This is a genomic window from Candidatus Kryptobacter tengchongensis (genome assembly GCF_001458555.1).
Classification (GTDB): domain Bacteria; phylum Bacteroidota; class Ignavibacteria; order Kryptoniales; family Kryptoniaceae; genus Kryptonium; species Kryptonium tengchongense.
In genome coordinates, this window is record NZ_CZVH01000052.1 from 502 (window position 1) to 12,931 (window position 12,430).

Consider the following 12,430-nt stretch of genomic DNA (forward strand, 5'->3'; position numbering starts at 1 on the left):
AAAGTTAAACGAACTTAAAAGCTATGTGCTTTCAAAAGATCTTTACAAAAACCTCATCTCAAGAGATGCAAGGGTAACTTTGATATTATGCAAATTAAAAGATGGTGTGGATAAGGCAGAGGTTGCAAAGAAGATAAAAAAGGAAGTTGAAGGGGAAAAGATAAACGGCAAAGTATATTACGGTGGATTGCCCTTCCAAATGGTTGATATGAACAAACTTATAATTGACGATTTAAAGATATTAACACCGTTTGTCGGCATAGTGATGATTTTAATCTTGTTAATCAGCTTTAGAAACTTAAGAGGAGTTATCTTACCATCTCTCTGCGTTGTGATGAGCATAATATGGACGCTTGGATTGATGTCAGCTTTGAATATACCCTTGACGATAATTTCAAATTCAATACCCGTAATTTTAACAGCAATTGGAAGTGCGTATGGAATTCACATCGTGAATAAATTTAGAGAAGACATAAACATACTCCATCCGAAGGAAAGGGCGAAAGTTGCCCTCTCCGAAATTGCTTTACCTGTTTTTCTTGCAGGGATCACAACAATTGCTGGTTTTTTATCCTTTGTTTCGGGTTCTTACTTAACAATGATAAAAGAATTTGGAATCTTCACAAGCATTGGCGTTTTCTTTTCCCTTATCATATCGCTTACATTAATCCCATCAATTCTCTCACTTTTAAAGCACGAACGAAAACTCGGAAGGGTTTTGGAAACTCAAGGAGATAGAAAATTTGTAGTAAAAATTACAAAGATGATCTCAAGGTTCAGACATTTTATTTTGATTTTCACAGTTTTAGTTGTCATATTCGGAACTATTGGAATTTTAAAAATCAGCCGTGAGGTGAGCATAATTGAATACTTTAAGCCAGAAACGAATGTCAGGGCTACAGAGGAAATGCTCAAGAGAAACTTTGGTGGTTCACTGCCTCTTTACATCCTTATCAAAGGGGATGTGCAAGATCCAAAAATTTTGAACGAGATCAAAAAAGTTGAAGACTTTCTCAAAAACCTTGAAGATGTTCATAACCCACAATCAATAGCAGATATAATTGAAGAGATGAACTATGTGATGGGCGAGGGGAGAAAACTTCCCGAAACAAGGGAGAAAATAGCGAATTTAATGTTTTTAATAGAAAACGAAGAAATTTTTAGCCAACTTGTTTCCCCAGACAAAGATGAAGCCATTATTCAAGCGATGGTGACTTACGCAAGTTCAAACAAAGTCTCAAACCTCGTTCAAAAAATTCAGAATTATTTTAATTCAATCCCCGATAAAGAAATTGATATCAAATTTGAACAAACTGGTATGCCATTGATTTATAAGCACCTTGACGATGCTATAATTAAAAGCCAAATACAAAGTTTAATCTTTGCTCTCATTTTCGTCTTTTTGATAATGATATTACAGATGAAAACATTCCTTGGAGGACTAATTGGAATTATACCAATTTCACTGACCATTGTTGTCGCCTATGGATTTATGGGATATTACGGAATTCCACTTGACATTGCAACCGTTTTAATTGCAAGTGTTTCTCTTGGGATGGGAATTGATTATTCAATTCATTTCATCAACAGGTTGAAAGTTGAAATTAAAGAAAGCTATTCATTTGAAGAAGCCATAAGCAAAGTTTTTGAGACAACTGGGACTGCAATTTTAATAAATGTTTTCTCAGTTGCGCTTGGTTTTACAGTTTTAATTTTTGCAAGCGTCATACCATTGCAAAGGTTTGGGATAATGATTCTGCTGACGATGTTTTTATCAGGTGGGGCAACTCTCATTTTGCTTCCTGCACTCATTTTAACTTTGAAACCACGATTTTTGAAAAAGTCTCTCAAAAAAGTTGAACTTGAAACACATGTTGAACTAAGTTAAAACAAAAAGAAAAAGCGAGATATGCGTTACCTGATTTATACTTTAATTTTAGTTCTATCCTTTAACACATTACTTGCACAGCTTAGCGCAATTGAAATTTTGAAAAAGGTTGATGAAGTATCATACGCTCCAAAGGACCAATTTTATAAATCAAAGGTCACATTAATTGACAAAAATGGCAGGGAAACCCATCGTGAAGCTTTGATGTATCAGAAGGGAACGAATAAGAGGTTGGTTAAATTTACAGAGCCAGCGGACATAAGAGGAATTGGTTTTTTGTCGCTACCTGAGGATGTAAATTATGTTTATCTTCCCGCTTTCAAAAAGAGCAGAAGAATTGCCTCACATATTAAAAACCAAAACTTCGCTGGAACTGATTTCACATATGAAGATATGGAAGCATTAACCTATTCAGAAAAGTGGGAACCAGAACTTTTAAGAAAAGATGAAACTCACTATGTTTTGAAATTAACACCAAGAAAAGGGAGAACAAGTGATTACTCAAAGCTTATCATGTATGCCCGAGTTGATAACTTCTATCCTGAAAAAATTGAATATTATGACAAAGCGGGAAACTTATGTAAAATTCTAACGAGAAGGAAGATTGAGAAAATTGGCAATTACTGGGTTGCGCTTGAAACCGAAATGAAAGATGTTACAAAAAACCATACGACAAAGCTTGTTCTTGAAGATATCAAATTTGACACAAACTTAAAAGATGACATCTTCACACTAAGAAATCTTGAGCGGTGAAATGAAATTCATTTTATCGTTTATCTTTTTAAAACTGTGCCTCTTAACCAACTTGACAGCAGATAATTTTAAATTCAGTTCAGAGTACCTTGAGTATGATGTCTATTGGAAGTTTTTAAACCTTGGAAAGATAAGGGTATGGACAAGGGTTGAGGGGGATAGCGTTTATTCAAAAATTCATGTTGAATCAAATCCCTACATCTTCTTTGTAAGTGTAAACTATACATTTGAAAGCAAATTTCACAAAGAGAACCTGTTTGATAGCTACCTTAATGTCTATGAAGTCAAAAGTGGCGTTCCACTCAAAACTGTTTTTTCAAGGGAAGGGAATGGGATAATCGCAAGGCAGTTTGATATGAGAAATGGTGAGATTATTGGGCAAAAGTCAATTTCTCGTCCTGATAGATACTACCATGGAATAACAGCCTTTTTCGCAACGAGAAAACTATGCGGTACAGGGGTTATGGTTTACCTTCCCCTTTTATTTGCAACTGAGGAAAAATTTGAGCGACCTCCATTTATCGTTAGAATTGAAAATGTGAGATTTGACTTTCCTGAAAAAAAGGAGATTGTTAAGATTTCATCGGTTGATTCAGAAATTCAAACGATTGAATTTAACGGGTATGCATCGTTTGTAAGCAAAGAGCTTGCTGGGATAACGGGTGAGTTCAGTGGATGGCTGTCAGATGATTGGGCAAGGGTTCCGATCAAAGCAACATTTAATACATTTCTTGGCGTTGTTCGGCTTGAACTTTCAAAATGGGAAAAAAGTGGATGGAATCCACCTTTAAAAACAAATTAAATTCCAACAGGAATATGAGAAGCATTAAAATTTTAACGCTGTTTTTTCTTTCAATCTCACTTACGATCTCACAAAACCTTCAAATTAACGGATACATCCAAACAGATGACAGAATAAAATTAAAAGATAAAACAATATCTTGGGAAGAATATCGCCTTAATCTAACAGGTCAAGTTGAATTTGAAAAGACAAAATTTTTCTCCGAAATATGGCTGAGGAATTTTGGTTCAAGCGCTGTAAAGAAATTATCTGATCTTTCGGATAAGAATTATGTTGAACCAGTTAACATTGAGATTCGCGAAGCTTATGTTGATGTGAAAGATTTTTTAATTGACAATCTTGATTTAAAAATCGGAAGACAAAGAATCGCATGGGGAACTGCGGATAAACTAAATCCAACAGATAATCTGAACCCAGATGACCTTGAAGATATCTGGGACTATGGGCGACATCTTGGTTCAAATGCAATTAAACTTTCATATTACGCTGGGAGCTTCACAATCACTTCAGTTTTCATCCCAACTTTTACCCCCGCTGTCTTACCAAGAGGAAATTGGGTTAAAATTTTTGCCGACGAATTTTTCACCACGGATTTTCCCAATCTTGAAGAGCTCTATGAAAAAATCAAAATTCAAAATCCTGAATCATCACTCAAAGAAAGTTCAAAATTGGGTTTGAAGATATCAAAGCAAGATATTTTAGGTTTTGACTTTTCAATAAGTTATGTCTACGGCAGGGATGATATTCCAATACCTTACAAAACCATCTACTCTTTTATGCCGATGCCGTCGGATAGATCTGTTCCTGACTCGGTTTATCTTTTCTTCCCAAGAATGAAAATCATAGGCTTTGATTTTACAGGCGATATAAAGGGAGTGGGCATCTGGGGCGAAGCTGGGATATTTTATCCTGAGGAAGTTAACCTTGAAATAGCAATCAAAACACCCCAATATACCACATTTAATAAAATTCTTGACAAGAAAAATTATACAAGGTTTGTCTTTGGACTTGATTATACATTTAAAAACGGGATCTACGCTAATGTTCAATATCTTCATGGTTTTCTCCACGAGCGCGGTCGGGAAAATTTAAAAAATTATATCGTCTTCAATTTTGAAAGGAAATTTATGAACGATAGGTTAAAAGTTAACTTCTTAAGTGGTGGAGCTGAGTTCAAGGCTCTGAAAAACATTAAGAGCAATTATGCTTTCATCTATAATCCGCAGATAACCTATAACCCCGTTGATAACTTAGAATTTATAATCAGTGGAAGGATAATTGATGGCAAAGGAAAGACGACTTTTAGCAAGTTAAGTGACAGGGACGAGATTTATTTAAAGGTTAAATACAGTTTTTAAAGCTTTAAACGGGCACACCTTGAGCGGTGTGCCCATTTTTTGATTTTTAATCAATAAGAAACTCAAACTGCGGAAACTTTGAAATTTTAAATTTCATCTCACCTTTCAAATTTACCACATCAAAGGCAAGCTTTAGCGGATAATAGCGATTTTCCCCCTTCGCTTCAAGGGTTGTTTTTATATCGCCAGTTAATAATCCTTTAACCCCACTGACCTCAACGGGAATTCCCGATGAACTCACCTTGTTCCCTGCCAAGTCAAAAAGTGTAAAGTCGCTTGCAACTGTTATTTCAAATGGCTTTGCGTTCTCACCTGCTTTGAAAAGAAGTTCAATTTCAACGAATTTTCTCGTCGTATCAAAACCTGAATAATTTACATTTTTGTTCACCTTTACGATTTTTATCTCCCATCCATCCGCCCTAACCCATTCATCAACTCGGACAATTGGCTTTTTATCTGGTTCAATTCCAAGAAGATATTTATTGAACCATTCAAGACACCGATAAAACTCATCTATTCTATGATTTGGCTCCCTGAAGCCATGAGCTTCCCGTGGATAGCGAACAAATTCAACTGTTTTGCCAAGATGCTTCAACGCTTGATACATTTCCTTTGAATTACTTATGAAGGTGTTGGGATCTTCATCTCCGTGCATGATTAAAACAGGCGTTTTAATGTTTTTAACATAATAAAACGGTGAACGTTCAAGATAAATTTTAAGGTTATTCCAATAATAATCGCCAAGATAATCTGGTTCCCAGCTTGGCAGATATGAATTGCTATAATCAGTAATCAAGTTAAATATCCCGAACATTGAAACAGCAGCTTTGAATCTGTCTGTTTGAGTTATAGCCCAATTTGTCATATAGCCACCATAGCTTCCGCCAAATATGCCAAGTTTATTTTCATCAGCAATTTTAAGCTCTTTCACTATGTAATCAATCCCTGTCATTATATCTTTGAAATCGCCACCGCCGAGGTCTTTAAAGTTTGAAATTCCAAATTTGTTTGTATATCCAGAGCTTCCTCTGAAATTTGGTGCGAATACAAGATAACCTTCATTTGCCCACACCTGAAGATTGTAATACTGACGAAGTGTGTTTTGAATCCTTCCATAAGGTCCGCCATGGACTGCAACAAGCATAGGATATCTTTTACCCGTTTCAAAATTAACTGGCTTTACAAGTATTCCTTCAATTGTCCATCCGTCAAAACTTTTCCATCTTATTACTGTTTGTTCTCCAAATGTAAAGTTTTCAAGCTGTGGATTTAGGTTTGTTAGCTTTTTCAATTCCCCATTCTTAAAAACATATATATCTGGGGCATTATATTTATCTTCAATTAAAAATGAAATAACTTTATCAGATACAGCAATATCGCCGAAAACTTTTTCACCACCGAGAAATTCCTTTACCTTCCCATCAATTGAAACTGTATAAATATGCGTATAAACCCCGCTTGCGGTTCTCGCATAAATTACCCCGGGCTCAGATCTTGAAAACTCATATCCAACAATCCCAACGTCAAAATTTTCTGTTAAAATTTTAAGTTCGCCCGTTTGTGGGTCAACGATGAAAAGCTCTTCCTGAGAGTATGTAAATTTTGGGTCAAGATCAGCAACAAATGCGATATATCTCCCATCCGGTGACCATTTAGGTTGTCTCTCACCCCCAGGTCTTTTTGTGAGTTGCTTTGATTTACCTGTTTCAATTTCTAAAATCCAAAGATCAAATTTCTTGCTATCATCAATATCGCCCGTGTAATTTGTATTATAAACGATTAACTTGCCATCTGGGGAAACATCAAATTGGTCAATTCCGTAATCCCCCGTGAAAATTTTTCTCTCTTTCTTCGTTTTAACATCAATTATATAAAACTCCTTCCGGTATTTTTCCCTGTCAACAATTGTCGGGTCAAATTTTAATTTTTTATCCCTTTCCTTTTTTTCTTTTTCTGGTTTTGGAAGTGTTTCCTGCGTTAGATAAAGTATACCTTTAGAATCAGGCAACCATTGAAATGAGATGACGCCTTCAGGTGAATTTGTCAATTTATAGGCTTCACCACCATCAACAGGAAGAAGCCATATTTGTTCTTTTGTTTCCTTTTCATCGGCGTTCGCTTTACGATTTGAAATGAAAGCTATAAACTTACCATCTGGTGAAAATTTTGGATTTCTCTCATTTTCTTTTGAAAAAGTTAGTTGCCTAACTTCACCACCATCGCTTGAAATAATGTAAAGGTCTGTGTTATATTTACTTTCCTCAAAATCAACCTTTGAAAGCACGAAAACGATATTTTTCCCATCGGGGGAAATATCAATTTGAGAGGGGACATTGATTGAAAGCATATCCCGAATCGTGAACTTTTTCTTCTGCACCTGAGCGCAAAGCAAAGAAAAAGATAAAAAAATCACAATGAGAGAAAATATGATTTTCCTCATGTTTTTCACCTCCATTTTTAAATTATTAATCCGTGAGTTATTTTAAGATAAATTCCGCTAATTGCTGGGGTTTTGAATGTTTGAATGATATCATTGCGCAAGCTTCTAAAATAATTATCATCTTTACCATTTCTTGACTGAGTGATGACGAAATATAAAGCGCTCCCGGGTTTATACTCCCAGCGAACTATAAAATTTAAATTAAACGATTGCGAATTAAAATCGGGATTTCCTGTATAATTATATGACACAAGGCTCTCGGGAGTTTTTAAAACCTTGAAGTTTTCATAATGTCCTTTCGCAACAAAGGTTTGAGCATAAACTTGAAATGTTAAGTCCCGTGTAAATGTCACAGTCCCCCTTAATGTAAGATCAAATTCATCTGTTGATCTATCCCCAAAAATGCTTATTGTTCCTTCGTCATTTGCTATATTTTCAACCCATGCTTCCTCATTTCTAACAAATCTAAATTGGCTTCCTATTTCAAAATCTATCCAATCAACTGGTCTGAATATTATGCTTATCTCATATCGGTTTTGCCATCTTTTAATATCTTCTTTTTCTTTAAGACCCCATTTCCCAAATCCATATTCAAAATCAAATATCACGCTTTTTCTTGAATCAGTTCGCAATGAAAAATTAACATTATATCTGTCCTTTCCAAGATAAAGTCCGTTTCCTCTTGTTTCCCTATCATCATAAACTTTCCACGGACTATAAAAACCAAAAGTTGAAAAAGTCCAATAATTTAAAAACTCAATCATTTGATCAAAGCCGATCCCACGCATAATCATAGCACCATCAAAATTCCATCTGTAATTATACCTAACGCCAGCGTAATAGCGTCTTACTATCCAAAATGGTTGAATGTCCTGCTTAAATCTCAACTCCGTTGATCCCCCATGATCATTATCTCGTGAAAAAAATCCGACATCGTTTATATAGAATCCCTTTGCTGTATAGTCATAACTTGTTGAATAAAGGAAACTTTCACCTGCTATTTTTGCAATTGAAAATCTGCCTGCGGTTGCTGGTTTCCCATTATTTCTTGATGTTTTTGAAAAAGCAAGGAATCCATCAAAGGCATATGTATTATTTACAAACCTCAAACCCCAATCAAATCCGCCAGTTACACTTGGGGTTACCCCATCCCTTGATACATTTGTTAATATCATTCCAAACGCAGAATTATTCATTATATCCTTTTGAAAACGAAGAACAGAGTAATTTGCAAACGGCTCAACCGTAACTTTAAACTCACGCCCGAGCGAATCACTTACTACAGCTTTTTCAGCACTTGTTAGAGCATTTATAAAACCAATTGAAATTCCATCTTGAGTTTTTCCTGTTAACTTAACTGCACCTATAATTTTTGTTTTTTCAGGATAATAAACAATTCTCCCGCCATCTGGAACATTTGGAAATCCAGATGGTTTTTTTCCTATCCTTCGTGAATAGAAAATTTGCATACCTCCAAACCTTCTTCCACCACCCCTACCTCCCGGCGCACCGAAGTTAAAAAATTGAGAACCATCTGTGAAAAATTGTCTTTTCTCAGGATAAAATGTTTCATAAGTTGTCAAGTTTAAAACAACCTGATCCGCCTCAACTTGACTGAAATCAGGGTTAAATGTTGCATTCAAAACAAAATCATTTGTTATCTTATATCTTAAATCAACACCAAAATCAAACTTGAAATCCTTTGTTTTAGCATTAAACTCCGCTTCAGGTGAAAATATAAGTTTTGGAGCAGCGTAAGGATAAATTTCAATGCCTTTCGGCGAGCTAATTTCATTTAATCCCACAAGATGTCCAATTTTTGATACCCTTCCAGTTTCTCTTTTTGAGATCAAAGCCCATTGGATTAGTTCCTTTTTTCTGCTTATGTATCTTTCAAAGTTAACACCCCACTCTTTACCATCAGCAAATCTCAAGGTTGCAAATGGAATTTTAACCTCACACACCCACCCAACTTCACTTAGCATAACATCAGCTTCCCATATTCCATCCCATTCAGTATCAAATCTTGAACCATCGCCTGTAATTATACCGTCAACCCTGACACCTGCGGAATTTACAGAAAAGAAATAAGCAGTTTTATGATCGTGAAATGTGTCAAGTATTATATTGATTTTATCTGATTCAATATCCCTATCTCTTCTTGTCAGTCGTGCGGTTATTTTTGAGGGTTCCGAATCATAAAGCATAAATCCAAAATAAATAGCCTTATCATCATATAAAATTTTAACTTCGGTCTTCTCGGTTGGATTTTCGCCTTCATACGGGTCAAGTTGAACGAAATCCGAAATAGACACTGCCTTCTCCCATGCCGATTCGGAAAGGACACCGTCAACCTTAATTTCTTCATTGACTTTTATTGCTACAGCAGTTTTTTTCTGAGAATTATGCCCAGCTGAAAAATTATTAAATATCAAGGTTAAGAAAAGTAATTTAATCAGAATGTGCTCTTTTTTCAGATTCATATTCAGCGATTATTTGATCTTTTATTTTCATTAAATAATCAAAGGCAGCATCATGTTCATTTGGAATTACTCCTTCAAGTATAGCTTCTTCTATCGCTTTTTTTAGACGACCAACAAGGGGTCCAGGATTCAAACCGAGCGCTTGCATTATCTCGTTCCCATCCACGGGTGATTTAAATGCCCTCAATCTGTCTTTTTCTTCAACTTCTTTAATTTTCTGAACAACTATATCATAATTGCGTGAATATTCTTCCACAAGTTTTGGATTTCGGGTTGTAATGTCAGCTCTGCAAAGTTTTATAAGGTCATCAAGGTCTTCACCTGCTTGAACGATCAATCTTCTAATTGCGGAATCCGTCACATTTTCATCCACAAGCGCCATTGGGCGAAGATGAAGACGAACAAGTTTTTCAACATATTTTGATTTATCTATTGGAAGTTTCATTCTTCTAAAAATTGAGCGAACCATTTTCGCACCGAGAACATCGTGTCCATAAAAAGTCCATCCAACACCCTCTTTAAATGCCTTTGTTTTTGGTTTTGCTATATCATGAAATAAACCAGCAAGCCGAAGCCAGACATTATCTGTTACCCCAGCAAGATTATCAACAACCTGACAGGTATGTTGAAAAACATCCTTATGATGATAAGGCGTCCTTTGTTCAGTTCCTTCAAGTTCCGCAACCTCGGGTAAAACGACGCTCATGAGGCTGGTTTCCTGCATTAATCTCAACCCAATTGATGGCTTCGGCGATTGCATTATCTTCAAAAACTCATCCGTGATCCTCTCCTGTGAAACAATGATTAAACGATCCTTCATCTTCTTTATCGCCGAAAGCGTCCCTTCCTCTATTGTGAAGTTAAGTTGACACGCAAATCTTACTGCCCTCATCATTCGTAAAGGGTCATCATCAAATGTTTTCTCGGGATCAAGCGGAGTTCTTATTATCTTGTCAATAAGATCCTTCCTTCCGTTATACGGGTCTATAACTTTGCCAAATGTTTTCTCATTTATTGAAACTGCGATCGCATTTATTGTGAAATCCCTTCTTGCAAGGTCATCTTCAAGACTTCCACTTTCAACGATTGGTTTTCTTGAATCCCTGCGGTAACTTTCTTTTCTTGCCCCAACAAATTCAATTTTCCTATCCTCAAGCGCTATCATTGCTGTTCTGAATTGCTCGTAGATTGTAACTTTTTTTCTAAAATGCTTTGCGACAATCCTTGCAAATTTTATCCCCTCCCCTATCACAAGAAAATCAACATCTTTGACTTCTTTGCCAAGAAAAAGATCACGCACATATCCACCAACGACATATGCTTCAAAGTTATTTTCATCCGCAATTTTTCCAACTAACTTAACAACCTCATCTTCTATTTCAATTACATCACGAAATATATCCATAGAAGTAAGCACTTTAAACTTTGTTTTAAATTTAGTTTTTAAATATCAAGCGACATTTTTTCTTTTACAATTTTTTGTTGTTTCTCAACTTCTTCAATAATTTTAAACGCAACTTCAAGTGAAAGTTTTCCATCTTCCGCACTTACTGGCGTTGGCTTATCATGAACTATCGCATCAATAAACGCAACAAGTTCCATCTCAATTGGATTAACATCTTTTATCTCTAACCGTTCATAAACAATTTTTCTTTTTTTCGCACCCTCTTCAATTTTACCAAGAAGAATAGTTGGTTTAAGATTTTCATCGCTGTTTTCCTCATCAATAAGACGAAATATCTCCGCCACACCTTGAAGAAAATCAATTGAAATGTAAGCGTCTCTTTGAAAAATCCTCATCTTTCTTTCATTTTTTCTTGAAATCCTGCTCGCTGTGACATTTGCAACACATCCATTTTTAAACTGTATTCTCGCATTTGCTATATCAATTGAATCAGAAATCACAGCAACACCACTTGCTTTTATTTCTTCAATTTCGCTTTTAACAAGATTTAAAATTATATCAATATCATGAATCATCAAATCAAGTATCACAGCTACATCTGTTCCCCTTGGCTTAAACTGAGCAAGGCGATGCGTTTCAATGAAAACAGGGCTAATTTTATAGTCCGCAAGCGAAAGCAAAGCAGGGTTGAATCTTTCAACATGCCCAACTTGGACTTTAAGATTTTTTTCTCGGGCAACTTTTATTATTTCATCTGCTCCAGCCACATCATCCGTTATGGGTTTCTCAATAAAAGTGTGAATTCCACGCATCAAACAATAAAGCGCTATCTCCCGATGCGTTGTCGTCGGGGTTGCTATCACAACTGCTTTTACATTGTCAAGTAGTTCATCAAGCGTTGCAAAACTTTTAACGCCAGTTTCGTTTGCAACTTGCTTCGCCCTTTGCTCATTTATGTCATATACACCCACAAAATTTGCAGACGAAATTTTTGAAAGAATTCTTGCGTGAATGCTACCAAGATAACCAACGCCTATAACCCCAATATCAACCTTTCCCATAATCTCTTAACCCTTAATTTTTGTAAAACCAATTATTCTATCAAATCCACCAAATTGCGGATCTTTGTAATAAACAACAATATAGTAAGAATTGCTCGTCTGCCAATCATTTCCTTCAAGTCCAAGCCAATCAACAACAACGACCTCATCTTTGGTATAATCGTAATAACCAATGACATATTGATAATCATAAATTCCACGCTTAAGCCATTTCTTGACAAAGTAATAATTTCCAGCTGA

8 protein-coding genes and 1 pseudogene are annotated in these 12,430 nt (G+C 35.7%); 4 read left to right on the plus strand and 5 right to left on the minus strand.

Annotation, left to right across the window (positions count from 1 at the left end; translation table 11 throughout):
• The 4 genes from AT685_RS04765 to AT685_RS04780 form a co-directional block, all read left to right on the plus strand.
• Positions 1-1,888 (plus strand): efflux RND transporter permease subunit (locus AT685_RS04765; protein WP_200741662.1); only part of this gene is annotated, 1,888 nt, incomplete at its 5' end.
• 21 nt (positions 1,889-1,909) lie between these two features.
• Complete coding sequence (locus tag AT685_RS04770) at positions 1,910-2,641, plus strand: outer membrane lipoprotein-sorting protein (RefSeq protein ID WP_072149803.1); 732 nt, start codon at positions 1,910-1,912, stop codon at positions 2,639-2,641.
• A 1-nt stretch (position 2,642) separates the two neighbouring features.
• Entirely contained in the window at positions 2,643-3,443 is an 801-nt protein-coding gene (locus AT685_RS04775) for a DUF3108 domain-containing protein (RefSeq protein ID WP_143713128.1), read from the plus strand.
• A 14-nt stretch (positions 3,444-3,457) separates the two neighbouring features.
• Positions 3,458-4,801: a DUF1302 family protein gene (locus tag AT685_RS04780; RefSeq protein WP_072151762.1), complete on the plus strand. Its 1,344-nt coding sequence runs from the start codon at positions 3,458-3,460 to the stop codon at positions 4,799-4,801.
• A 46-nt stretch (positions 4,802-4,847) separates the two neighbouring features.
• Here the strand turns inward: AT685_RS04780 and AT685_RS04785 are convergent, their stop codons facing one another.
• The 5 genes and pseudogenes from AT685_RS04785 to AT685_RS08410 form a co-directional block, all read right to left on the minus strand.
• Positions 4,848-7,241 (minus strand): S9 family peptidase, encoded by a 2,394-nt coding sequence (locus AT685_RS04785; RefSeq protein WP_159420482.1) that lies wholly within the window; start codon positions 7,239-7,241, stop codon positions 4,848-4,850.
• Positions 7,242-7,258: 17 nt separating this feature from the next.
• Positions 7,259-9,724: a DUF5916 domain-containing protein gene (locus AT685_RS04790; RefSeq protein ID WP_072151764.1), complete on the minus strand. Its 2,466-nt coding sequence runs from the start codon at positions 9,722-9,724 to the stop codon at positions 7,259-7,261.
• Positions 9,693-11,129, minus strand: coding sequence for a CCA tRNA nucleotidyltransferase (locus AT685_RS04795; RefSeq protein WP_072151765.1), 1,437 nt, complete (start codon positions 11,127-11,129; stop codon positions 9,693-9,695). The genes AT685_RS04790 and AT685_RS04795 overlap by 32 nt, the downstream gene beginning before the upstream one ends.
• Before the next feature lie 38 nt (positions 11,130-11,167).
• Complete coding sequence (locus tag AT685_RS04800) at positions 11,168-12,190, minus strand: Gfo/Idh/MocA family protein (RefSeq protein WP_072151766.1); 1,023 nt, start codon at positions 12,188-12,190, stop codon at positions 11,168-11,170.
• A gap of 6 nt (positions 12,191-12,196) precedes the next feature.
• Positions 12,197-12,430: pseudogene (locus tag AT685_RS08410) on the minus strand (hypothetical protein); the annotation flags it as partial.

What these genes read in the sequence shown, in the direction of transcription:
- AT685_RS04785 (WP_159420482.1), bottom strand. Translation starts at nt 7,241, where the DNA reads ATGAGGAAAATCATATTTTCTCTCATTGTGATTTTTTTATCTTTTTCT.
- AT685_RS04795 (WP_072151765.1), bottom strand. Translation starts at nt 11,129, where the DNA reads ATGGATATATTTCGTGATGTAATTGAAATAGAAGATGAGGTTGTTAAG.
- AT685_RS04775 (WP_143713128.1), top strand. Translation starts at nt 2,643, where the DNA reads ATGAAATTCATTTTATCGTTTATCTTTTTAAAACTGTGCCTCTTAACC.
- AT685_RS04770 (WP_072149803.1), top strand. Translation starts at nt 1,910, where the DNA reads ATGCGTTACCTGATTTATACTTTAATTTTAGTTCTATCCTTTAACACA.
- AT685_RS04790 (WP_072151764.1), bottom strand. Translation starts at nt 9,724, where the DNA reads ATGAATCTGAAAAAAGAGCACATTCTGATTAAATTACTTTTCTTAACC.
- AT685_RS04800 (WP_072151766.1), bottom strand. Translation starts at nt 12,190, where the DNA reads ATGGGAAAGGTTGATATTGGGGTTATAGGCGTTGGTTATCTTGGTAGC.
- AT685_RS04780 (WP_072151762.1), top strand. Translation starts at nt 3,458, where the DNA reads ATGAGAAGCATTAAAATTTTAACGCTGTTTTTTCTTTCAATCTCACTT.